20 protein-coding genes and 1 riboswitch are annotated in these 23,364 nt (G+C 52.7%); of the genes, 13 read left to right on the plus strand and 7 right to left on the minus strand.

Annotation, left to right across the window (positions count from 1 at the left end):
- Nucleotides 1-325 precede the first annotated feature (325 nt).
- The 3 genes from NSS64_RS00845 (at nt 326) to NSS64_RS00855 (ending at nt 4,602) form a co-directional block, all read left to right on the plus strand.
- Complete coding sequence (locus NSS64_RS00845) at nt 326-2,428, plus strand: hypothetical protein (protein WP_341138915.1); 2,103 nt, start codon at nt 326-328, stop codon at nt 2,426-2,428.
- A gap of 13 nt (nt 2,429-2,441) precedes the next feature.
- Nucleotides 2,442-2,687 carry a hypothetical protein gene (locus tag NSS64_RS00850; RefSeq protein WP_341138916.1) on the plus strand — a complete coding sequence of 82 codons (246 nt, stop codon included), beginning with the start codon at nt 2,442-2,444 and terminating at the stop codon, nt 2,685-2,687.
- A gap of 775 nt (nt 2,688-3,462) precedes the next feature.
- Entirely contained in the window at nt 3,463-4,602 is a 1,140-nt protein-coding gene (locus NSS64_RS00855) for a transglutaminase domain-containing protein (RefSeq protein ID WP_341138917.1), read from the plus strand.
- Nucleotides 4,603-4,642: 40 nt separating this feature from the next.
- Here NSS64_RS00855 and NSS64_RS00860 read toward each other — a convergent pair whose 3' ends face one another.
- Both NSS64_RS00860 and NSS64_RS00865 read right to left on the minus strand, forming a co-directional pair.
- On the minus strand, nt 4,643-4,960 hold the full coding sequence (locus NSS64_RS00860; protein ID WP_076080423.1) for a DUF3889 domain-containing protein: 318 nt from the start codon (nt 4,958-4,960) through the stop codon (nt 4,643-4,645).
- An 85-nt stretch (nt 4,961-5,045) separates the two neighbouring features.
- Nucleotides 5,046-5,411, minus strand: coding sequence for a MerR family transcriptional regulator (locus NSS64_RS00865; protein WP_341138918.1), 366 nt, complete (start codon nt 5,409-5,411; stop codon nt 5,046-5,048).
- A gap of 122 nt (nt 5,412-5,533) precedes the next feature.
- On the opposite strand from NSS64_RS00865, the gene NSS64_RS00870 reads away from it, so the two are divergent.
- Nucleotides 5,534-6,184: a nitroreductase family protein gene (locus tag NSS64_RS00870; RefSeq protein ID WP_341138919.1), complete on the plus strand. Its 651-nt coding sequence runs from the start codon at nt 5,534-5,536 to the stop codon at nt 6,182-6,184.
- A 162-nt stretch (nt 6,185-6,346) separates the two neighbouring features.
- Here NSS64_RS00870 and NSS64_RS00875 read toward each other — a convergent pair whose 3' ends face one another.
- Nucleotides 6,347-7,834 (minus strand): amino acid permease, encoded by a 1,488-nt coding sequence (locus NSS64_RS00875; protein ID WP_340994491.1) that lies wholly within the window; start codon nt 7,832-7,834, stop codon nt 6,347-6,349.
- A gap of 152 nt (nt 7,835-7,986) precedes the next feature.
- Nucleotides 7,987-8,204, minus strand: a riboswitch (Lysine riboswitch).
- Between the two features lie 97 nt (nt 8,205-8,301).
- Nucleotides 8,302-9,435, minus strand: a complete 1,134-nt coding sequence (locus tag NSS64_RS00880; RefSeq protein ID WP_340937981.1) for a virulence factor — start codon at nt 9,433-9,435, stop codon at nt 8,302-8,304.
- A 618-nt stretch (nt 9,436-10,053) separates the two neighbouring features.
- Between NSS64_RS00880 and NSS64_RS00885 the strand changes: the two genes are divergently transcribed.
- Both NSS64_RS00885 and NSS64_RS00890 read left to right on the plus strand, forming a co-directional pair.
- Nucleotides 10,054-11,052, plus strand: a complete 999-nt coding sequence (locus NSS64_RS00885; RefSeq protein WP_341138920.1) for an MBL fold metallo-hydrolase — start codon at nt 10,054-10,056, stop codon at nt 11,050-11,052.
- Between the two features lie 117 nt (nt 11,053-11,169).
- Entirely contained in the window at nt 11,170-12,795 is a 1,626-nt protein-coding gene (locus NSS64_RS00890) for an ABC-F family ATP-binding cassette domain-containing protein (protein ID WP_036730319.1), read from the plus strand.
- A gap of 111 nt (nt 12,796-12,906) precedes the next feature.
- Here NSS64_RS00890 and NSS64_RS00895 read toward each other — a convergent pair whose 3' ends face one another.
- Nucleotides 12,907-13,092 carry a hypothetical protein gene (locus tag NSS64_RS00895; protein WP_340937983.1) on the minus strand — a complete coding sequence of 62 codons (186 nt, stop codon included), beginning with the start codon at nt 13,090-13,092 and terminating at the stop codon, nt 12,907-12,909.
- A gap of 131 nt (nt 13,093-13,223) precedes the next feature.
- Between NSS64_RS00895 and NSS64_RS00900 the strand changes: the two genes are divergently transcribed.
- Both NSS64_RS00900 and NSS64_RS00905 read left to right on the plus strand, forming a co-directional pair.
- Nucleotides 13,224-14,093, plus strand: coding sequence for a cation diffusion facilitator family transporter (locus NSS64_RS00900; RefSeq protein WP_341138921.1), 870 nt, complete (start codon nt 13,224-13,226; stop codon nt 14,091-14,093).
- 212 nt (nt 14,094-14,305) lie between these two features.
- Nucleotides 14,306-15,403, plus strand: a complete 1,098-nt coding sequence (locus tag NSS64_RS00905; RefSeq protein ID WP_341138922.1) for a C40 family peptidase — start codon at nt 14,306-14,308, stop codon at nt 15,401-15,403.
- Between the two features lie 268 nt (nt 15,404-15,671).
- On the opposite strand, the gene NSS64_RS00910 is transcribed toward NSS64_RS00905, so the two are convergent.
- The gene (locus NSS64_RS00910; protein ID WP_340937986.1) at nt 15,672-16,076 is read right to left on the minus strand and encodes a hypothetical protein; all 405 of its coding nucleotides are present in this window, start codon (nt 16,074-16,076) and stop codon (nt 15,672-15,674) included.
- A 322-nt stretch (nt 16,077-16,398) separates the two neighbouring features.
- On the minus strand, nt 16,399-16,566 hold the full coding sequence (locus NSS64_RS00915) for a DUF1328 domain-containing protein (RefSeq protein ID WP_036694965.1): 168 nt from the start codon (nt 16,564-16,566) through the stop codon (nt 16,399-16,401).
- Between the two features lie 187 nt (nt 16,567-16,753).
- On the opposite strand from NSS64_RS00915, the gene NSS64_RS00920 reads away from it, so the two are divergent.
- The 5 genes from NSS64_RS00920 (at nt 16,754) to NSS64_RS00940 (ending at nt 23,354) form a co-directional block, all read left to right on the plus strand.
- Complete coding sequence (locus NSS64_RS00920) at nt 16,754-17,260, plus strand: DUF948 domain-containing protein (protein ID WP_341138923.1); 507 nt, start codon at nt 16,754-16,756, stop codon at nt 17,258-17,260.
- Between the two features lie 67 nt (nt 17,261-17,327).
- Nucleotides 17,328-17,864: a hypothetical protein gene (locus NSS64_RS00925; protein WP_341138924.1), complete on the plus strand. Its 537-nt coding sequence runs from the start codon at nt 17,328-17,330 to the stop codon at nt 17,862-17,864.
- 91 nt (nt 17,865-17,955) lie between these two features.
- Nucleotides 17,956-18,303, plus strand: a complete 348-nt coding sequence (locus NSS64_RS00930) for a general stress protein (RefSeq protein WP_076080447.1) — start codon at nt 17,956-17,958, stop codon at nt 18,301-18,303.
- A 213-nt stretch (nt 18,304-18,516) separates the two neighbouring features.
- A complete protein-coding gene (locus tag NSS64_RS00935) occupies nt 18,517-19,689 on the plus strand; it encodes a fused response regulator/phosphatase (protein WP_340937990.1) in 1,173 nt (390 codons plus the stop codon).
- Nucleotides 19,686-23,354 carry a response regulator gene (locus NSS64_RS00940; RefSeq protein ID WP_341138925.1) on the plus strand — a complete coding sequence of 1,223 codons (3,669 nt, stop codon included), beginning with the start codon at nt 19,686-19,688 and terminating at the stop codon, nt 23,352-23,354. Before NSS64_RS00935 ends, NSS64_RS00940 begins: the two co-directional genes overlap by 4 nt.
- Nucleotides 23,355-23,364: the final 10 nt, after the last annotated feature.

Raw genomic sequence — 23,364 nt, forward strand, 5'->3', positions numbered from 1 at the left:
GGAGTTGTTCATTAGGGCATTTGTCCCGGCGTAACGGACTGAGGCGCGCTTATTCCGGATGAAAGTCACCACTTGGGCAACATAACGGACCCCAGAGCGCTTATTCTTGGAATTCTACTCTTAAACCTCTCGTAGAGAGACGATAAGGTCCACTCCGTCCGTTAAACCGCAAGAAGTGACGTTTTCCTGGGAATAGAGTCCCTCAGGTCCGTTAGGAGCACACTCGTCCAGCCGGTGTAGTTCCGTTTTTCGGAACTTCCGGGATTTAAACCTATGCACAGAATTAAATCTGATGCTCTACTAGTGTCCGGCGGGGAGGGTGGCTATGGCGTCAACGAAGCTAGTATTTAACGAAGATGAAGTCCGGCGCCTGCAGACGAAGATCGGCCAGGTGAGCCAGGACACCAACAGGCTGTACCTTCAATTGAAGGGCCAGTCCAGCGGCTGGGGCGGCATTCCGATGGGCGATCATCTGGTCAAGGCCCAGGTTCTGATCAATGAATTAACCGTAGAAGCGGAGAAATTAGAGGATATCATCCGGGTCGCCCTGAGAGGCGTCTCGGAATTGCAGGAAGAGAATAAGCGGGAGGCGGACAAGCTGACGGGGCAATTTAATCTTTTGCTCGCGGCCTTCGGCAGCTTGGGGCTGCAACCAGCCGCCGGGCGGTTCTCTATCCCCGAATTTGTGCAGCGAAGTGCGACGAACCTCATCACTTCGATTGCTGCTCTATCCAGAAAAGATGAGCTTAGCAGGGACCCGGTGGTGCAGCAGCTCAGGAAGGTCATTCAGACCTCCGGCCTGCTGACCGTAGAGAGTATCGCTGCGCAAAGCAAGCTGAACGATATCTTCGCAGCGCGGAATGAGATCGCTAAGGCCCAGATGGCCTTCAAGGTGTATCAGGCGTTCGGCAATCAGGCGCAGATGGAGGCTGTTCATGCAAAGGCCGAAGAGGCCCGGCAGAAGCTGGCTTCTCTAGGCGTAGCCAAGATCTACTATGAACCGGGCAAGGATCTAAGCGCCCATTATAAGCAACCAGCGGTTACCGCCTGTGAGTATGATCCGTCAATTACGGCGGAGAAGGTTCCTTTACTACATAACGAAGAATATTTACTGCTTTTGCGGCTGGCCATGGAGAAGACCGCCGCCGGAGCCTATGCGCGGAGTCAGCTTGTGGCGAAGCGGCAGGAAATTCAGATCGCAGCGGCTCTTAAGCAGGTTCAAGAGCAGATGGAAGCGCAGCGGCGGTTGAACGGCCCACCGCTCACGCTGCCGGACGGCATGCCAATTACCGCAGATAACAAGGAAAATGAGACTACGTGGGACTTTTATCAGGCTAAAGTCTATGTGCCAAATGAATCTCTCACCCCGATGTACACCAGTTATCTGGGGTGGCTGGAGGATACCTACGGGCTGACGAAGTGGGAGAGTCGGGTTCGTCAGGCGGATACGGTGGTGCTGGCTTTTACCGAAGGCTTGGTGAAAGAGGTCGTCATGGGTGTAGCGGGCACGGCAACCTTTGCTTTCAAATTAGTTGTAGACCCGGTCAAAACCACCACAGAAATGAAGCAGCAAGCGCAATACCTCATTGACCATCCTGAAGTGCTGGTGGAAGCGGCGAAGATGGCGTATCATCAATTTGATGAGGGCACCCCGGAAGAGAAGGCGAGAATGCTGGGCTCGGTCGCTTCCATCCTCGTTCCTGGACTACAAGTCACGAAGGCTGGTAAAGTGGGAAAAGTGCTAGGCGAGGTAGAAGACGTCGTCAGCCAAGCGGCGAAGGATGCCCTGCAAGGGATCAAACAGAAGCTTCCGAATCTGGGTCCGGTGGTGCAGACGCCGGAGGGGTTTGTGTTTAAGATAGGAGAGATCCCCGATACACCGGCCTTGCCGAAGACACCGGTGCAGCAGAAGTATATGGATGCGGTGGATGGTGGGGGTGGTAGGGTTGAGGGGACGGGTAAAATTCATCCTAATGGGACGCCTAACCCAACGCACAATGCTAAGGGCGAACGAATTGATAATGTAGATGTTCCTAAAGCGAAATTCACTTCCGTAACTGAGTATATGAGACAAGAAGATGCGGCAATAAATATGTATAAAGATTTTAAAATTATGAAAAATGATACGAGTGACATAGCTAAGAACACAGGTTGGAAGGAAGCTGATATTCAGCAGATTAAGAATCATCTATTCATTGAAAAGCATAAATTTGATAATGGTGAAGTAAGGCTATTTGATCCAAATTATCAACAAGCTTTGGCGTGGGAACGATTAATGAAAGGGAACTATAATAAGAATGACATCTCATTGCTTAACCATGAATTGTTTGAATCTAAGTACATGAAAAAGCATGGAGCTACTTACGAACAAGGACATGCAGAAGCTCAAAAGTATTATAATTGGTCTGACAGCGTATTCGAAGAATGAGGAGGAGATAAGCATGGCTACATACGTTTTAATGGTAAAGGAAGAAGAAACAGAAGATTTTGTAGTGTATAAATTTGGTCCTGATAAAGATAGATTAGGAAAGTTAAGGTTGGACAAAGTTAGTGGAGAACCTGAAGAGCTTGAGAAGGTTCCAGATACGACTACTAATTTTTATTATTTTTCTGCGGCTTCAAAACTAATTAGAATACTTAAACAAGGAGATGGAGTTTTTCCTGATACAACGTCATACGCTTCTTAAGTTAGGGTAATTTAATCAAAGTTATTGTCCTTACGTGGAGCTACCCAGTGCCGAATGAACCCATCATTCAACCAATAACACATTTAACCCATGTAATACCTGTATAGAGATTTTGTTATTTCTTATGTAGGCACATTAATGCTTGAATTTATAACCCAAATAATGTTATTACGTTACATTGAACAGGTTGATTATGGTCAGATACCACCATGATTGACCTGTTTGTGCTATCCACGCCCAGTAGAGCATCAGATTTTAAATTGTGAAAATTACTTTAACGAATCGCTTGCTGAGGGTTTGCCGCGCCCCGATTAGGGTGTAAGGGATCGGCTTAATTGCAATCCATACAACTAAATCGCCTGGTGTGCCGCCGAATCTCAGTTTAGCTGTATTTCGTGCAATTAAAATGTGTCTATATCTGGATTTTCGCCCAACGTGGCAGATTTAATTGTACAAAATACAGTTAGAAAAGGAAAGCCATCCGTTTCATTGTTTTTAGTTGCACAGAATACACTAATCTCTGATGGTTCGCTACAACCCGGGTGCATTCTTTACCATCTGTTACACTGAGTCCTCCAGCAGAGGGGGCCCTGACTTCACCATTTTAAATCTGATGCTGTACTAGTTGGACGGTCAGAGATGATATAATGAATAGGTCAGGCTGGCACGGATTCCCGTTCTTCAGGTTGAAGTTGTAAACATGGCATGATTGGCATTTACTATAGAGTATACGGCTGTGGCCGATGATATAGATTGCAGGAGGCGCGCGGATCATATGGGGAAAAGACAGGGATCGCTGATGAAGACGGCGGTTGGACTTATGCTTGTATTTGCTGCTTTACCGCCTGCGACGTACTGGGGATACGAGCATGCGTATGCTGCATCGGATTCGGCGGTGGTGCAGACCACGCAAGGGATGACGCAGAAGCTGGCCGGAGCGATGAGTAACCGCAGAGAGACAATTACCTTCACTTATCAGGGCAAGACCGCCAAGCTGAAGAGTGAGATCCAGACAGCGATCAATCAGGCAATGGGGAGCGACCCGTACCTGTATTATATTATTGACAGCTATGCCTTCTCATACCGCGGAAGCACGCGGGCTGTTCATGTGACGGTTCAGGTGGAATACCGGGAGACGCTGCAGGAGACGGCCTATGTGAACAAGCAGGTGAAGGCTATTCTGCAGCAGATCATAACACCGGGGATGAACAATCACCAGAAGGTAAAAGCGATCCACGACTGGGTCGTGCTGAATCTGGAATATGATCACTCGCACCGCAAATACACCGCTTATGAGGGACTTCAGACCGGGAGTGCGGTCTGCCAGGGCTATACCCTGCTGACCTATAAGCTGCTGCTCGGGGCGGGGATTCCGAACAGAATTGTGGAAGGGACGGCCAGGGCGGCAGACGGTGTGACCCAGTCGCATGCCTGGAATCTGGTGCTCTTGAACGGGGCATGGTATCATCTCGACACCACCTGGGATGACCCGGACCCTAGTCCGGAGGGCGGAATCAGCACGCTCTATTATATGAGGACGGATGCCCAGATGCGGCTTGACCACACTTGGACGAAGTCCTATCCGGCGGCCTCCACCAGTTATGCCCAGACCTTAACTAAGTTGGTCAATCAAGGGGGGCAAGGGGTGGAGGCATACAAGACGTTACAGAAGGACCTGAACTACTGGCTGTACGAGGAGAATCAGGTGGTTTCGTCGGCGGAACAGCTTAAGGTGCTTGCGAAGCAGGCGGCAGAGGCCGGACAGCAGTCGCTGCTCTTCCGCTATCGCGGAAGCGACAAACTGCTGAGGCAGGATCTGCAGGTGCTATACGGGCTGGGACTGAATAACCTGGCCTTCAACAGTTCGCCGTTCGAGAATACAGGAGATCTTAAGGTATATGTGACCTGGAAATAAAATAGTGTCAGCTACCCCTGCGAACCAGCCAGGGTGCACTTCAGGCTTTGGTCTCCAGGAATTGGATGGTCTGAAGCTTGTTTGTTGAAGGATTGAAGCGGACCATCACGACTACGCCGAATTCCCGGCCCGCCTTGCTGCGGACCAGCAGCTTGAACTTCTCTTCTGCAAGCTTCGGCTTGATCTGGGTCCGGCCGATGTGCTTGTAATCGATGATCTCGGCGTTGTATTTCTGCTGCGTCTCCTTCACGGCGATGGTGCCCCACCGGGCATAGTCAGGTGCAGCGGAGCTCCGGCTTAACGGGCTGCTCAGGACCAGGGCTAACGTCAACAAGGCTACTGTCCATATTTTTTTCATAAAGGCCTCCTTGAGCTGGAATTACAGGTTAGCGTCCCCCGGCACCCGTGTCTTTATACGACTCCCTAGAGCACAGCTCCGGGTTTTAGTATTTTCCGTACCCGTTCTCACAGGTAATATTCATTTCGAGAAGCTGGTAAAGAGACTGCTTGGAAGCCTCCAGGTTTTTTTGCGCAGCTTCAATTTCCGTAATTTTGTCGGTGATGATCCTTTTTTGTTCATCTTTCGATATTCCCTGCTTGGAGATCATCGATTTAATATCCTGGATTGAGAATCCAACAGCTAAGCTATTCTTTATGACTTCAAGGTAAGGAATAATCTCCGGGGCATAATTCCGGTAATTATTCTCTTCTCTGAGGATGTACTCCTCCGTAATAAGGCCTATTTTCTCATAGTAGCGCAGGGTTGATATCGGAAGGTCAGCCCTTATGGCGACTTCGCTGGTTTTCATGGCAATCCCCCATTTATTGTTCTTGCTATGAAGTATACTTTATAGTTTACAATTCTCCTAGTGGTGAATATGTTCAACGTTCTACAACACCATTACACATATATAAAGGGAGAGAAATGCACATGAATACAATGACGAAGAATTACCATACAACCAATGATTTCAATGAGATCGTCCTGGAGCGCCGTTCCGTGAAGATCTATGATCCTGAGGTGAAAATCAGCAGGGAAGAAATGACCGAGATATTGGCAGAAGCCTCCCGGGCCCCCTCAGCCATTAACATGCAGCCATGGCGGTTCCTGGTCATTGACAGCGCTGAAGGCAAAGCGAAGCTGGCGCCGCTGGCCGCCTTCAACCAGACACAAGCGTTAACCTCCTCGGCTGTGATTGCGGTATTTTATGATGCGGACAACAGTGAATATATGGATGAAATTTTCAGCAAAGCCGTGGAGCTTGGATACATGCCCCGCGACGTAATGGATATGCAGCTGCAACAGATTAAGCCTTATTATGCCCACGCTGCCGCGTCTGAATTGCGGGATGTGAGTCTGATCGACTCGGGACTTATCTCCATGCAACTGATGCTTGTAGCCCGTGCACACGGATACGATACCAATCCGATGGCCGGGTATGACAAGGAGCATATTGCAGAAGCTTTTGGCCTAAACAAAGAACGGTTCCAGCCGGTCATGCTGATCTCGATCGGCAAAGCGGCCAAAGAGGGGTATCCATCCTACCGTCTGCCAGTCGAGACGATTACAACCTGGGCATAAACAGCAGTAGCAGGGGGTCCTCAGGAATAGAAGCTAACTTAAGCTACCGATACTCAAAAGACCGGTTTTGGCCCGTTGCTGCGGGATCAAAACCGGTCTTTTGCTGAAACGGTACCGTCCTTAGAAGGACGGCAATGCCGTTTCCACTTCTGCTGCAATGAATCAGTCTGCGTGGGTGCTCAGATCACACTTCTCCAGCGGGATAAGGCTGCTCTTGCGGAACCAGCCATAGCCCAGCCAGATCAGCAGGAACAGCGGCACGCTGACATAGGAGACCAGAATGCCGTACCAGTCGATCTTCGCACCGGTGAAGGCGCCCATGTTCTGGCCGAATACGGCGACCATACACAGAGCGAAGGCAAACAGCGGACCGAACGGGAACCATCTAGCCCGGTAAGGCAGCTCCTCCAGCGAATGGCCCTGCCTCACGAAGGCCCGGCGGAAACGGTAATGGCAGACGGCAATTCCGAGCCAGTTGATGAAGCCGCACATCCCGGAAGCGTTAAGCAGCCAATTGTACACCGCGCCGTCTCCGAAGAAGGAGGCGAGGAAGGCGAGCATGCCGACAGCGGTTGTCACGAGCAGTGCGCCTACAGGAACACCTCTGCGGTTCAGCTTGCCGAGCGCGCGCGGTGCCATTCCATCCTTGGCCATGGCGTACAGGACACGGGTGGAGGCGTACATCCCGGAGTTCCCGGCAGACAGCACGGAGCTGAGGATCACGGCATTCATGACCGAGGCGGCAATCGCCAGCCCTGCTTTGTTGAAGACGATGGTGAACGGGCTGACGCCAATATCATCAATACCGCCGCGGAGCAGGTCGGGATTCGTATAAGGAATCAGCAGGCCGATGACAGCAATCGCGAAAATATAGAAGATCAGGATGCGCCAGAACACCTGGCGGATCGCGATCGGCACGTTGCGGCGCGGATTCTCGCTCTCCCCGGCGGCGACACCGACCAGCTCTGTTCCCTGGAAGGAGAACCCGGCGGCCATGAAGACCCCGACGAAGGCGAAGAAGCCGCCATGGAACGAGCTGCCTCCGAGTTGAAAGTTGCTGAAGCCCACGGCCTTGCCGCCCAGAATCCCGAAGATCATCAGGACGCCGACCGTGAGGAAGACGACCACCGTAATAATCTTGATAATGGCGAACCAGTATTCCGACTCGCCGTACCCCCGCGCAGACAGGAAGTTCAGGCCGAACATGAGCGCCAGGAAGAGCAGACTCCACAGGAACGAAGGGCTGTCCGGGAACCAGTACTTAATGATAACGGTGGCTGCTGACAGTTCGGCTGCAATAGTCACCGCCCAGTTGTACCAGAAGTTCCAGCCGATAGCGAAGCCGAAGGCGGGGCTGACGAACCTTGTACCGTAGGTGCTGAAGGAACCGGAATCGGGCAGATAGGTTGCCAGCTCCCCAAGGCTGGTCATCAGAAAATAGACCATAATGCCGACGGCCGTGTAGGCGAGCAGTGCTCCGCCCGGACCGGAGGAGGCGATGGCCCCGCCGCTGGCGAGGAACAATCCGGTTCCGATCGAGCCGCCGAGGGCGATCATGGTCAGATGTCTTGCTTTGAAGGATTTGCGCAGGCCCGGCGTATTGGCGTTGCCCGCCTGTACTGCCGGCCGTTTAGGCTGCTGTGCTTGCATGAATAAGACACTCCCTTTAGATTGATGGTTCTGTTCACAGGGGGAGTGCCGCTGCCTGCATGTGCCGGTGTCTTCTTCCCGGCATGCTGCACGCAAAAAAACCGCAGACGGACGCTGCGGTTTCCTGATTATAGGCTCCGCATCATACTCCCTGTTAAGATAGCGCAACACAGTGCAGCTCCCGCAGTCTCCTGGCAGGCGGCAATACACAGTGACAGTTCCGCGCCTTTCGGCAAACGGCCCCAATCGCAGCTGCGGACTAAGAGCAGCAGCTGCGATTTCGGCGGATATTCCTTTGGGCGCGTATCACCGATGGCTCTTAGGCATCTCCACGCGCTTACTCTTCTTATCCGCGACCTCTACCTCATCCTAGGTATGATGAGGCTATCTTTGAACGATATGAACAACAGGAATCAGTATAATGCATACCGGCTTCTCAGGCAATGACAAAATACGGCAGGCTGGCGTCAGCTCCGCCGGCGCTCTGACATCTGTTGCCAGACAGTTCCCGCCGCTTCCTCGCCGGACAGAATCCGCTCTAGCGCCATCTTGGCCTGTAGCCCCACCTCGAATTCGGGGTCTTCGGCAGCAACGCTCAGCGCGTCCTGGGCCTCGGCTGTCCCGACTTCATACAGGAAGCGTGCCGCCCGCCAGCGCACCAGCTTGCTGGCATCACTGAGCGACGCCGTCATCACCGGCGTCGCCGCCGGGTCGCCGATGTCGGAGAGCGTGTCCCCGGCTGTGCGCCGCACGGCCGGGGCGCGATCCTGCATCGCCTCATAGAGCAGCTCCATCGCACCTGGCGTGCGGATGTCGCCCAGGTACACGACCGCAAGTCTGCGAATCTGCAGCTTGGGGTCGTGCAGCGCCGCCCGCAGCTCCGGCAGGAGCTGCTCGCCCGGCGCCAGATCCTCCAGCGCGGCGTAGCGCACGCGCCAATCCTCAGCTTGCAGGTCCCGCAGCAGCTCGGCCTGCTCTTTCTTATGCCGCTGCTCGACGAACTCGCCGGCAGCCCCGTGCGCGATGGCCTGCTGCACGAGGGAGTCGAGGCGTTCCTGCGGATACGCCGCCTCCAGCTCCTGCTCGACCTCGCGGGCAATCTCCGGCGGCTCGCCGTAGCGTACGCCGTAATCGCTGAGCTTGCGCTCCTTGATCATCACGGCGCTGGCCACATCGGTCACCGCCTGGGTGAAGCGGCTGGAGAGGGCGATGCGCTCCTCCTTCGCGCCGGTCTTGACGCGGATCTGGATCGGGATGCCGCGGAACATCTGCACGAACACCTGGGACTCCCCGAAGTGGGCGCCGTCATTCTCATCGCCGAGACTGTATTCCGCGCTGAGGCCGTCCGCTCCGAAGCGGTTCTGGACCTCGCGCAGAATTGCAGCCCAGTCCGCACTGCCTTTGCGCTCCAGCGCGGCGAAGTCAGCGGCATGATAAATACTGGTCACGCCCGGAATCTCCAGCATCTCCTGCGCCCAGGAAGGGGCGGAGCGCCGGGTCTCCGGGGTATACGTCCGGCGAATGCCGGGTTCAAGACTTTCGTCCAGGTGAAGCTTCATCGTATTTGGACTGGGTGTCGGTTCGATAAATGTAATCTTCATACGTCAGCTCCTCGTTTGAAGTAGTAAGCACCGTTTGCTTTACCCGCATTTTACCTCATTTGAGCAGGTGAATACAAAGGGCGGAGGACTGAACCCGCTAAAATTTTAAATAGTTGAATTAGTTGATACAGCAACGCAAACAGAAATGTTGCACATTTTGCAATTTTGACTTCTTAAATAACCGGGGTATTAGGGGAATGTTGCATGAAATGCAGGAATTGTTCCGCTTAGGCCTCATGGTGGAGGAGAATTGCTGACATTTATGCAACAATCCTGGATATGAGGCTGAGATTGGGAGGGGGGGCAATTCGTGCAGGATTTTATCGAATCCATCAGTCGAAGCAGCTGCCAAAGTCACTACTTACTCCCATATCTCTCCGCTACCGCCCGCTAAATCCGCATCATTTACCATCCTGCCTGCCAAAAGAAGCCCGTACGTTTCCCGCTCAGCCATTTGGGTACAATTTGTAATGAGTGCCCTGTAGTTTCTATGGGGTTTGCAGGTTTTGCAGGGCCCTGCAATTTTGCAAATGATTCTGCGGAACCCTATAGTTAAGATATGTGGTTTGCCGCCCGGCAACAGAAATGGCAAATCTGCTATAAGGAGTGTTTCTTGCTATGGCCAGAATACGTTATAACAATATCGACAATGTAAGCACCGATAAAACGCTTAAGGAATTCCGCCAATGGCGCGAGGAACGCCGCCGGAAGAAGAAGGATTACACCTATAAGGTGCCGAATCATCCGCCGCGGCTCGACTATCTGGCCGGGAACCGGCTGGAGACGACGATCACGTGGATCGGGCACTCGACTTTTTTTCTGCAATACGAAGGGCTTAATATCATCACCGATCCGATCTGGGCGCGGCGGCTGGGCTTCGAGAAGCGGATCGGGCAGCCGGGCATTCCGCTCGCGGATATTCCGCCTATCGATCTGATCCTGATCTCCCATTCCCACTACGATCACCTGCATATTGCGTCCATCCGCAAGCTGTACCGGGAAGGAACAACCATTGTCGTGCCTGCCGGACTTAAGCGCAAAATGCTCCGCAAAGGCTTCCCGAACTGCCGGGAAATGCAGTGGTGGCAGGAGATTACGCTGGGCGCCGTCAAGCTGACGTTTGTCCCGACCCAGCACTGGACGCGGAGAACGCCGTTCGATACGAATTCCTCGCACTGGGGCGGTTATGTGCTTCAGCCGGCAGACCCGCAGAAGCACCCGGAGGGGGAGGAGGGCAAGGCGCAGCATAAGCTGCTTCCGCCGAATCTCTATTTTGCCGGAGACAGCGGCTTCTTCCCGGGCTTCAAGGAGATCGGCAGACGCTTCAAGCTGCATGTTGCGCTGATGCCGATTGGCGCTTATGAGCCTGAATGGTTCATGAACTCCCAACATGTGAATCCAGAGGAGGCTGTGCAGGCCTTCCTTGATGTAGGGGCAGAGCTGATGATTCCGATGCACTTCGGAACCTTCAGGCTGGCCGATGATACCGCCCGCGAAGCGCTGGACCGGATGGAGCAGGCGAGGGTGGCGCAGGGGCTTGGCGAGGAGCGTATCCGTACTTTGGGCTATGGGGAGACGCTGGTCGTCCAGCCCGAGGAACGCCCGGCGGGGCAATAACCCGGAGAAGGCTTGTATTGAACACTTCTACTTAAATAAGAGCCGTAATAAGGGCCATTTTGCTTGATTTTATGCTATAATGAGCCGGAACCTATGTGAAAAGGATGGTAATGCTTAATGATTAGCACAAGCGGTATAACACTCCGCTACGGAAAACGCGCACTATTTGAGGATGTAAACATAAAATTCACACCCGGCAACTGCTACGGTCTGATTGGCGCGAACGGCGCCGGCAAATCGACCTTCCTAAAGATTCTGTCCGGAGAGATCGAAGCGAACATCGGCGATGTGCACATCACACCCGGTGAACGTCTGGCCGTACTGAAACAGAACCATTTCGAGTATGACGAGTTCCAGGTGCTGGAGACCGTAATCATGGGTCATACCCGCCTGTATGAAATTATGAAGGAAAAGGACGCCCTGTACGCCAAGAGCGACTTCACCGAAGCGGACGGACTTCGTGCCGGTGAGCTGGAAGGCGAATTCGCGGAGCTGAACGGCTGGGACGCCGAGCCTGACGCAGCCGCCATGCTGATCGGTCTTGGCATCATGCGTGAGATGCATGACAAGAAAATGGCCGAACTCAGCGGCAACGAGAAGGTGCGGGTCCTGCTGGCCCAGGCCCTGTTCGGACGTCCGAACAACCTGCTGCTCGATGAGCCTACCAACCATTTGGATCTCGAATCGATCGGCTGGCTGGAGAATTTCCTTATGGACTACGAAGGCACCGTTATCGTGGTATCCCATGACCGTCACTTCCTGAACAAGGTCTGTACGCATATTGCGGATATCGATTTCGGCAAAATCCAGATGTATGTCGGCAACTACGACTTCTGGTATGAGTCCAGCCAATTGGCCCAGGCGCTGCAGCGCGATGCCAACAAGAAGAAGGAAGACAAGATGAAGGAGCTGCAAGCCTTCATTCAGCGCTTCTCGGCGAACGCCTCGAAATCGAAGCAGGCGACTTCCCGTAAGAAGCAGCTCGAGAAGATTACCCTGGATGACATCCGTCCGTCCAACCGTAAATATCCGTTCCTGAACTTCAAGCCGGAGCGTGAAGCCGGCAAGCAATTGCTTACGATCAGCGGCCTGACCAAGGCAGTGGACGGCGAGAAGGTGCTGGATGAAGTCAGCTTTGTAGTCAACAAAGGGGATAAGATCGCTTTTGTAGGACCGCATTCCCAGCCTAAATCGCTGCTGTTCGATGTGATTATGGGCGAGAAGGAAGCGGATGCGGGTGAGTATACTTGGGGAGTGACCACAACCCAGGCGTATTTCCCTAAGGATAACTCCAGCTACTTCGACGGGGTGAACATGAACCTGGTCGAATGGCTGCGCCAATACTCCAAGGATCAGGATGAGACCTTCCTGCGCGGCTTCCTGGGCCGGATGCTGTTCGCCGGCGAAGAAGCACTGAAGAAGGCAAGCGTATTGTCCGGGGGCGAGAAAGTCCGCTGTATGCTGGCCAAGATGATGCTGAACGGAGCCAACGTGCTGGTATTCGATGAGCCTACCAACCACTTGGACCTGGAATCGATCACCGCGCTCAATAACGGCCTGATCGACTTTGACGGCACGATCCTGTTCACCTCCCATGACCATCAGTTCATCCAGACGATTGCCAACCGCATTATCGAGATTACTCCGGCTGGAATCATTGACCGTACGATGAGCTATGACGAGTATCTGGAGAACCCGGAGATCAAGGAAATGCGTGCCCGGATGTACCCTGTAGAGGCTTAAGAACTAGATATAGGCAGAATGAACAGTTATGAGTTCATATGAAAACGGCTGCGTCGTCCCCGGAGGGATTACGCAGCCGTTTATGTTCACCATAGGCAACAACCTGGAAGTCTAGGAACCGCCAGTCCGGCGGCGCTGGTTGTTAGGCTTCTTGTTATTCTGGCTTTTCAGCGGCTTCGCGGAGCCGGCCTGGAAGGTTGAACCCGGTTTTCCTGAAGCATGCTGTTTCTTCTGCTCCAGCTTTTGGCGGATGGCATCAGCCAAATTAATTTTTGGTTTCTCAGTGTTCTCGCTCATTATGTTACCCCCTTAGGCAGCAAGTCCTTATTCCTTATTCTAATTGTTTTTAAATGCTGCTACAAGGGCAAGAATAACTCAAAGAAAGTTTTCCTGTAATTATGCGGCAAAGGATAGGAGGGGCGGCAGAAATGACCGATATTTATGAGGATATACGCAAGGGTGAAAAGGGTGCGATGGTCAGCATTGCTGCTTATCTGGTTCTGTCTGCCTTCAAGCTGATCTGCGGCTACTTGTTCGCTTCCAGTGCGCTCCTGGCAGACGGCTTCAATAACTTAACCGATATTGTAGCCTCGCTGGCGGTGCTGATCGGGCTGCGCATCTCGCGGAAGCCGCCGGATTCCGATCATACCTATGGACATTTCCGGGCCGAGACGGTTGCCGCGCTGATGGCTTCTTTCATTATGGCGCTGGTGGGCATCCAGGTTATAGTGGAAGCGGTACGCTCTTTGTTTGAGGGAAGCAAGGCTGTACCGCATCTCTGGTCGGCCGGAGTGGCGCTGGTGTGTGCCGTAGCGATGATGGGGGTATATATATATAACAAGCGTCTGGCGAAGCGGATCAATAATCATGCGCTGATGGCTGCTGCTAAGGATAATTTCTCGGATGCTATCGTAAGCGTAGGTGCAGCTGTAGGGATTGTAGGGGCACAGTTCGGACTGCCGTGGATCGATTCCGCGGCTGCCATCGGAGTCGGCTTGCTGATTATCAAGACCGCCTGGGATATTTTCCGCGATTCGACGTACCGGCTGACTGACGGATTTGACGAAGACAAGCTGCTGGACCTGCGCAGCACCATTGCCCGTACACCGGGCGTAGAGGGCATCAAGGATCTGAAGGCCCGTGTACACGGCAATCATGTGCTGGTGGATGTTGTCGTAGAGGTGAATGCCCGCATGACGGTCATGGAAGGGCATGAGATCAGCGACTCTATTGAAGAACGGATGACCAAGCTGCACAACATCATGCATGTGCAAGTTCACGTGGAGCCCAAGGACTAACATTCCATGATTTCTCCTAGTTAGCTGTAATTTCCACCAAATCCAAGGAGAAATCGCGACTATAGACCTGCATGTTACCATAAGATGGAAAGGTTTTTTGTGAAATTTGGAGCATGTTCCAAATCCCGGGCCAGCCTATAATGAGGGCAGAAAGCAACAAACGTAGCGCGCGCCGTTGTTGTATTTCTTAATACGCTAAGCGGGGGAACGCTATGATCGTATCACGCAAGAAAATTACAGCATCGTTATGGGTTTCCGCATCACTGGCATTATCCTTGGGAGTGTTCAGTCCAGGACAGGCTTTCGCTGCAACGGATTCTTCGATTACAACATTGGCGGCGTCCGCTGGACAGACAGGTATTATTGAAGCTTCGGTACGGCTGCGTACAGATCCGTCTACCAGCAGCACGGTACTGAAATATCTGAATAAAGGCGACCGGGTCGTTATTCTGGAAGCTGCGAACAGCTACTGGTACAAAGTAAGAACGGCAGAGGGAATTGTGGGGTATATGAGCTCGGGGGATTCCTATATCCGGGTAGTTACAGCTTCCGCACCTGCGTCCCGGACAGCGGTGATTCAGGCCACGGTCCGTGTAAGGGAGACCCCTGCAACCAGCGGTCAAGTGGTTGGATATCTCTATAAGAATGATCAGGTAACCATTCTCGAAGAGACTAACAGCTATTGGTACAAAATAAGAACGGCAAATGGGACGGTGGGTTATACAAGCTCATCCGATCAATATATTACAGCGGGTGCTTCATCGCCGCCTGCTCCAGCCACTCCAGCTCCAACACCTGTACCTGTTCAGACACCGGTGCCGGCACCGGTTCCAACACCAGCTCCGGCACCTGTACCTGCAGCCGGGCAGACTGCTGTGATTGAACGTGTGATCGCAGCGGGGATGGGTTATCTGGGAACACCGTATGAATTCGGTTCCAGCCGTAATGATACGCGTACCTTCGACTGCTCGGATTTCATCCGCCAGATCTTCATGGATGCAGCGGACTTGAAGCTGCCTGCCGATTCCCGGCAGCAAGGGGACTGGGTGAAGCAGAACAGTGGTGCAGTTACGGATGTATCCGGCTTGAAGCGGGGAGATCTGATGTTCTTCATGGATTATAAAGGAACTTCTCCCTCTGCTTATACCGGAATCAACAAATCTACGGCAAGAATTACGCATGTCGCCATGTATTTGGGTGACGGGAAGCTGCTGCATACCTATTCAGTAAGCTCCGGCGGTGTAAGAGTGGATAATCTTAGCGCTTCTTGGATGAACCGTTTCCTGTACGGAGGCTCGGTCATCCGCTAATATATACAGCTAGGACAGCAAGAAGCGACAGGCAATACAAGTTTGTGACGGGTGAACTACAAGCGGATGTATGGCGGGGTTATCCCTTCAGTAGAATCTTCTACTGAAGGGATAACCCTTTTTATATGCTTTTGTGGGGGATTTAGCATCCATTAGACGCAAAAAAAGGCCGTTTGGATTGGCGTCCACGTGCCTTGTTAGGTACATCCGTTGAGTCATAGCTGCAACATATGAGTGGAGCAGCTATGACTCCTATATGTCCAATCGCTTATGGATTGATTACGTATGCAGAGGCAGGAACCTTGATCCAGGCTTTACCCAGCCAAGTGTAGATTTCTCTCCATTCGTTGCCCATAGCGTCTTTTGTGATCACACCAGTAGTATCAACAGTCTGTGCACCCAACCAGCCAATAGCAGTTGTGCTTCCCGCAGAAAGATGGAATGCTGTGAGTTTGGTCAGAATGACCTGAGGTGTTGCTGGCTTGATGTCAGCTTGTGTAATTATCGGGTCTGCCGGGTTCAGGTAAGTCACTCCGGTTACAGTAGTTACTGCATCGGAAGAAGTGGTTTTGGTAGTTTCTGTTGTTCCTGTTACTACCTCAGCTGCGGAAGCTGTTGCTGCCAAGGAAGCCATAAGACCCATTGCTACTGTTAAACTGGCTAATTTTTTCATCGATGATTCCTCCTAGGTATGATGGTGAGATGTTCTATGTTCATGCTGTGCTAATAAGGATGTAAACATAAATTGCATTGAATGAACCAGCGGCATCAATAAATTTTATTTTTCTTGTCCGGCCTTAGCGGGGAACGCCTCATTACGAACTGAATCACGGATGACAACCTGAGCGGAAAGGCCTATACTTTTTGAAGGGGAATGAAGTCCATTTCAACACTACATAAGACTGGCGTGAACAGCAAGAGGCCCGGAGATCTCCTGACGGAGGCCTCCGGGCCTGCAGCACTGCCTGCCTGGCAGTCAGCTAACGTGGGCTTGCCTACATAGATCGTCCCCTGCGCCCCATAAAGAGTGAGACCACGAAGAGGATCAGGAAGATGTAGAACAATACTTTGGCGATGCCGACAGCCGCCGCCACAATATTGAAGAATCCGAAGATACCGGCAATCAGGGCCACTACCAGCAGAATTATTGACCATCTTAGCATGAGATGTCATCCTTTCTGTGCGTTGATGTAATCATTGTTTAAACGGGGCTTATCCATTTGAAACAGGAAGGAAAGGAAGAGGATTCCAGGGGCTTGGCCTTTGTTTCGGCCCAATTCTGTAAGGGTAACTATGCAGTATCAGACAGTGCAAACCGATAATTTAGACACTTGGAAGGGGTTATCCACAATGATCATTGAACTTAGCGTAGCACTGGCTGCTATCGCATTCGCAGTACTCGTATTCTTCTTAATCAAAACCTTGAAGTCAGCGAAGGATTCGCTCGACAAGGTCAGTCAGACTCTGCAGGAGGTTCAGAAGACGATTGATGAGCTTACCTATGAAGTCAAAACAACCGTCCGGCATGCCAATGACATCACAGCGGATGTGCAGGGTAAAATTCAGAAGATTGACCCGATCGTGGATTCCGTGAAGAATCTGGGCGATGTCATGAACGAGCTGACATTGACCGTGAAGCAGGTATCTGTAACGGTAATTGAGAAATTCCGTAAATCACGTGAACTGAAGGATAAGGCAAAATCGGTATCCATCGCAGAAGCCCCGTTAACACCGGCCGAGGAGAGAACCGTGCAATCCTATGAGGCAGTGAGTTCAAGCAAATCCAAGGGCAAGATAGCCTCAGCCCTCAAAGGCGTGGATGCAGCCGCTGCAATCTGGCAGAAATTCCGCCATTAATACAATGGAATGAAATACGGCGGGGCTCAGGACGGGGCAATACCAGCTCATGAAAGGCGGGAACCCTATGAAATTGGTTATTCTCTTGCTTAGTCTGCTTGCTCCCTTCATCTCTGCACCGCCGCAGGATGAGACTGTTTCTCCCGCTCCTAGCACCGCTGCACAGCTGCCGGTAATATTCGCCTTCGAGCATAGCGCAGCTGCCGATCTCTACATAAGCAGCTTCGACTCCTTGTCCGGTATTAGCTTATATATGACGGAAGAGGAGCTGCGGCAGGCTAAGGGAACTCCTCAGCAGATTACTGAAGATCCTTGGGCGGGCTGCCTGGAATATCAGTATGCCGATAGCTCGGCGGGGGTATGCGGCGGTGTTGTCCTGTATGTTCATGCTTCGCCTTCCCAGGCCGGACAATACGGTCTGAGCCTCAATGGACGGATGCTTGATCCGCAGGCCATGAACGTGCAGGATATGCTGGGAGCGCCTGATTTTGAAGCTGAGGATGGGGATGTTTATATTAGAGGAGAGGCTGCGCTCAAGATCTACCGCAATACGGAGAGCGGCGAATGGGCCGGGCTGGATTTATTCGACGCTTATTCCTTCTGAAGCTGTTTCAAGCGCGGCGATTTGGGTTAATGAATGCTCAGTCATCCATCCGGTGGCTGGGCCTTTATTCATTATGAAGGAGAGTGATCTCATGGATTCAACAGGTACACAGGCTTATGCCAAGCTGCTGGAGAACGGCGTTCAGGCGATCGAAGAAGTGAATCGGCTCCGTAGCAGCGGCTACACCAGAGAGGATCTTTATGTGATCAGTCACGATGAAGACCGCGAAGGGCGTATCGTGGACGCCGCAGATACTAATGAAGTGGGGCTGAGTGAAGAAGGGCTGTTCGGTGCCATTGCCAACCTTTTCCGTTCGCGCGGCGACGCTTTACGCTTCAAGATTACTTCACTGGGCTTCAGCGCAGCGGAGGCGGCATTTTACGAGAAAGAGCTTGATACAGGCAAGGTTCTGGTCATTGCCAAAAGAAACCCACAATAATCGCGGGTCGTCTTCGCTGACCTTAATAGTACAATAGCGTAACCTCCAGTCCCACTAGATGTTAGTGGAGCTGGAGGTTACTTTGTTGAAGCCGGGACCTGCTTTATGCCAATATCTAGCTGGTTGGTAACAGGCCGTATAAATATCGTATGATAGAATGAGAGTGCTGCGGGTGTATGGCCTTAACACATTATTCGCGTGAGGTGAGGGAGCTTGAGAATATTAATCGTAGATGACAATCCTACTAATGTAATTATTATCCGTGAGATCCTCAAGAAGGAAGATTACCGGAATTTTATAACGGCTTCGTCCGCCAAAGATATGCTGAAGCTGCTGGGCGTCGGTGCAGGGGAAGAGAGCGGGCAGCCCCGGCCGTCCGATGTGGATCTCATTCTGCTGGATATGATGATGCCGGAAATGGACGGGATTGAAGCCTGCCGTGTGGTCCAGCAATATGAGCATCTGAAGGATATTCCTATTATTATGGTTACGGCTGTAGGTGACTCGAAGAAGCTTGCGGAGGCGCTGGATGCCGGAGCGGTGGATTATGTTACGAAGCCGATTAACAAGGTGGAGCTGATGGCCCGTATCCGCCTCGCGCTGCGGCTGAAGCGCGAGAAGGACTGGCATAAGGAGCGGGACCAGCGGATACAGGATGAATTGAAGCTGGCTGCGCTGGTGCAGAATGCGGTACTCAGTCTGCCGCTTGCCGAGGAGACCCTGGAGGTACATGCGATTTACCAGCCTTCCTTCGAGCTGGCCGGGGATCTGTATGCCTGGTATCCGCTGGGAGACGGGCGCTATGCGGTCATCCTGCTGGATATGATGGGCCACGGTATCTCGTCCTCCTTGTTTACCATGTTCCTGGCCTCGGTCCTGAAGGATACCGTAACCACCTATGTGGAGCCGGAGAAGGTCATTCAGGAGCTTAACAGGCGTTTTAACCAGCTACACATTGAGAAGCAGCTGGTCCAGTATTATTTCACGGCGATTTATCTTGTCATTGATACCCGCATGAAGCGGATTAATTATGTGAATGCCGGACATCCGCCGGCGCTGTTTTTTGAAGGGGAGGCCAAGACGCCTGTCCTGCTTGAGAGCAACGGCCACCCTGTCGGGCTGTTTGACCGGATCGATATCCAGCAGCAGAGCCTCAGCTACGAAGACGAGGGTCATCTGGTGCTGTTCACGGACGGCCTCATGGAGATGGTGGAGGGCGAGCAGGAGGAGCAGCTGAAATTCATGGTCGGGCATTTGAATGCCACTCATGACTGGCAGGAAGATCTGGTGCGCGCTGCCTTCCTGAGCGAGCCGGTCAATTCGGAACGTGATGATGATAAATGCCTGGTGTGGATCTCGCTGAAGAAAGGAACCGATAAGGAATGAAGATTAAGGCTAAGCTGCTGATCGGATTCAGTGCCATGCTGGCGATTATGCTGGCGCTTACCCTGATCGGGTATGACAGGCTCCATTATATGAGCAATCAGCTGGATAGCTACCAGGAGAGATATAGCAAAGGCCGTGCTTCTTCCGGACTTCGCGGGGAAGTGAACGACATGGCACGGATACTGACCACTTCCATGCTTAATGCCGATACTGTAACCCTGGAAGCGCAGAAGGCGGAAATTGACAGCAAGGTGCTGAAGTCTGCGGAACATCTGGAGAATATTAAGGCCTCGCTGAAGACGGCAGAGGAATTGCAGATGTTATCCCGGATTGAGAATGCCTATTCCGGCTATCTGAAGTATCAGGACAAGGTCCTGGAGATGCTGAGCGCCGGATACTTTCAGAATGCCAATACGTACCGCAATGCAGAAGGACAGGATATTCAGAACGAGGTGCTGAACAGCCTGAATGCGTTGTCTGATTACAATGCCTTCCGGATGACGGAGGAGACTGCTAACGCCCAGGAGGCTTCGAGCCGATCGATTCAGATGGTCACCCTGATTATGGTCTTGGGGCTGCTGCTGGGGCTGGGTGTCATTCTGTGGGTGATACCGAGCATCACGCGCGGCCTAAGTGTCGTCTCCATGATGATTACGAGCTTCGGCAACGGTAAAATGCGGGCGATCCGCCGGATCAAGGTGAAGTCGAAGGATGAGATCGGCGATGTGGCCCGGGTATTCCAGCGGATGGCCGAGGATATTGAGCAGAAGCAGCAGCTCGAGAGATCCTATGCCCAGGCACAGAGCGATCAGGCCTGGCTGAATGCCAATATTGCCCGGATTACGGAGCTGCTGCGCGGTGTCAGCTCGCTGGATCAGGTAGCCCAGACCTTCATCAGTGAGTTCACGCCTGTGCTTGGAGCGCAGTATGGTGCCGTCTATCTGAAGAGCCAGGATAATCCGAACCTGCTGGTCAGCAGCGCTTTTTATGCTGGTGAGGAGGGAATTACGCCCAAGGAGAGCTTCGAGATCGGTCAGGGACTGGTCGGACAGAGCGCGTTGGATAAGCTGCCGATCAAGCTGACGGAGGCGCCTGACAACTATATCTCGGTGTCTTCGGGATTCGGGGAGTCGCATCCAAGCTATATATCGATCCACCCGCTTTTATTCGAGGATGAGATTCTGGGTGTTGTGGAATTCGCTTCCTTCACACCATTCTCGGTGCTGCAGAATGAACTGCTGCATCAGCTCTCCAATAATCTGGGGATTATTCTGAACAACATCAGCCGCAGGCTTGTGGTTGAGGAATTGCTGCGCGAATCGCAGGCGCTCACGGAAGAGCTGCAATGCCAGTCGGAGGAGCTGCAGACCCAGCAGGAGGAGCTGCGCCGTTCCAACGAGAATCTGGAGGAGCAGACGGATGCCCTGAAGCGTTCAGAGGAGCTGCTGCAGCGCCAGCAGGAGGAGCTGGAGCATTACAATACAGAGCTGGTCTCCAAGACACGTGCCCTGCAGGATCAGGTGCAAGAGGTTGAAGAGAAGAAGGATGAAATTGAACATGCCCGTATGCAGCTGGAGAAGCAGGCTATGCAGCTTGCAGTAACCAGTAAATACAAATCCGAGTTTCTCGCCAATATGTCCCATGAGCTGCGCACTCCGCTGAACAGCCTGCTGATTCTCTCCCAGCTCCTTACGGAGAACAAGGAAGGCAATCTGAGCGAGAAGCAGGTGGAATTCGCCCATACCATCTATATGTCAGGTGCGGATCTGCTTAAGATGATTGATGAGATTCTCGATCTGTCCAAGGTCGATGCCGGCAAAATGGAGCTGAATCATGAAGAAATTCCGCTCGTCGAGCTGAAGACCTTCGTGAAGCAGAACTTTGCTCCGCTGGCTTCCCAGAAGGGGCTGTCGCTGCGCCTGTCCTTTGACGAGCCGCTTCCGGACAGCGTATATAGCGACAGTCACAGACTGAAGCAGATCCTGCGTAACCTGTTGTCCAATGCCTTCAAATTCACGAGCGAAGGGTATGTAGAGTTCTCTGTCAGCCGTGCGGACGTCAAGCGGCTGCCTGCCTATCTGCCGCATGATTATGATTATATTGCCATATCCGTCAAGGACAGCGGGATCGGCATCCCTTCAGATAAGATGGATATCGTCTTCGAGGCGTTCCAGCAGGTTGACGGTACGACGAGCCGCAAATATGGCGGCACGGGGCTTGGCCTGTCGATCAGCCGCGAATTAGCCCGCCTGATGGGCGGGGCCATCGGACTGGAGTCCCGTGAAGGACAAGGCAGCATATTTACACTGTATTTGCCGGTTCAGGGGAACTTTAGCCTGCTGCCGGGAGCGGTTGAAGCCGCTCCTGCCGGGGAGCCCTTGCAGCTTGAGGAGTTCCGGGAGGAACTTTCATGGGATCAGGCAGGGGATATCACGCCTACACCTGCTAAGCCTGTAGTTGTGGAAGATGACCGGGAATCCCTTGCCAGCGGCGACAAGGTGCTGCTGATTATTGAGGATGATGAGAGCTTTGCCAAGATATTGCTGGGCATGGCCCGTGGACGCGGCTTCAAGGGGCTGGTAGCCCTGCAGGGTGATATCGGCCTGCAGATGGCCAAGACCCTGCTGCCGGACGCAATCATCCTCGACATCCAGCTGCCGGTTATGGACGGCTGGTCGATTCTGAGGGAGCTTAAGAGCGACTCCCAGACGCGCCATATTCCGGTGCACGTGATCTCTGTGAATGATGAGATGAAGCAGGGGCTCATGATGGGAGCGATGGCCTACCTCAGAAAGCCGTCCTCCCGTGAAGCGCTGGACCGGGCCTTCTCGCAGATTGAGAATTACACCGCCAGCACGATGAAGCATCTCTTGATCGTCGAGGATGACGATATCCAGCGCCGTTCCATCGAGGAGCTTATCGGACATGACGATGTAGTGATTACGGCGGTGTCTTCAGGCCAAGAGGCGCTGAATGAGCTGCACAAGCAGAGATATGACTGTATGGTGCTTGATCTGATGCTGGATGATATGACCGGCTTCGAGCTGCTGGATCAGATCCGCGACGATGAGGAGCTGAACGATCTGCCGATTATTATTTATACCGGCAAGGATCTGGACAGCAAGGAAGAGACCAAGCTGCGCAAATATGCGGAATCCATTATCATCAAGGATGTCCGCTCGCCGGAACGGCTTTTGGATGAGACAACGCTGTTCATGCACCGGGTAGAAGCAAATCTGCCGGAAGATAAGCGTAAAATCCTGCAAAAGCTGCACAATAAAGAGGAACTGTTTGAAGGTAAAAAAATTCTGCTCGTCGATGACGACATCCGCAACGTCTTTGCCCTCTCCAGCGTGCTCGAAGGCTATCATATGGAAGTGAAATTTGCCGAGAACGGCCGCGAGGCCATCGACATGCTTGTCGAACAGAGTGATTATGATCTGGTGCTGATGGATATGATGATGCCGGAGATGGACGGATATGAAGCTATGCGCCGCATCCGGCAGATGCCGCAGTACCAGAAATTGCCGATTATCGCCCTCACAGCCAAGGCTATGAAGGAGGACCGGGCCAAGTGTATTGAAGCCGGAGCCTCCGATTATATGAAGAAACCGATCAGCACGGATCAGCTTCTTTCGTTAATGCGCGTCTGGTTGTATTCGTAAGGGTGATTTC

Origin of the sequence: Paenibacillus sp. FSL H8-0122 (genome assembly GCF_038005345.1) — a bacterium.
Lineage (GTDB): Bacteria > Bacillota > Bacilli > Paenibacillales > Paenibacillaceae > Paenibacillus_AQ.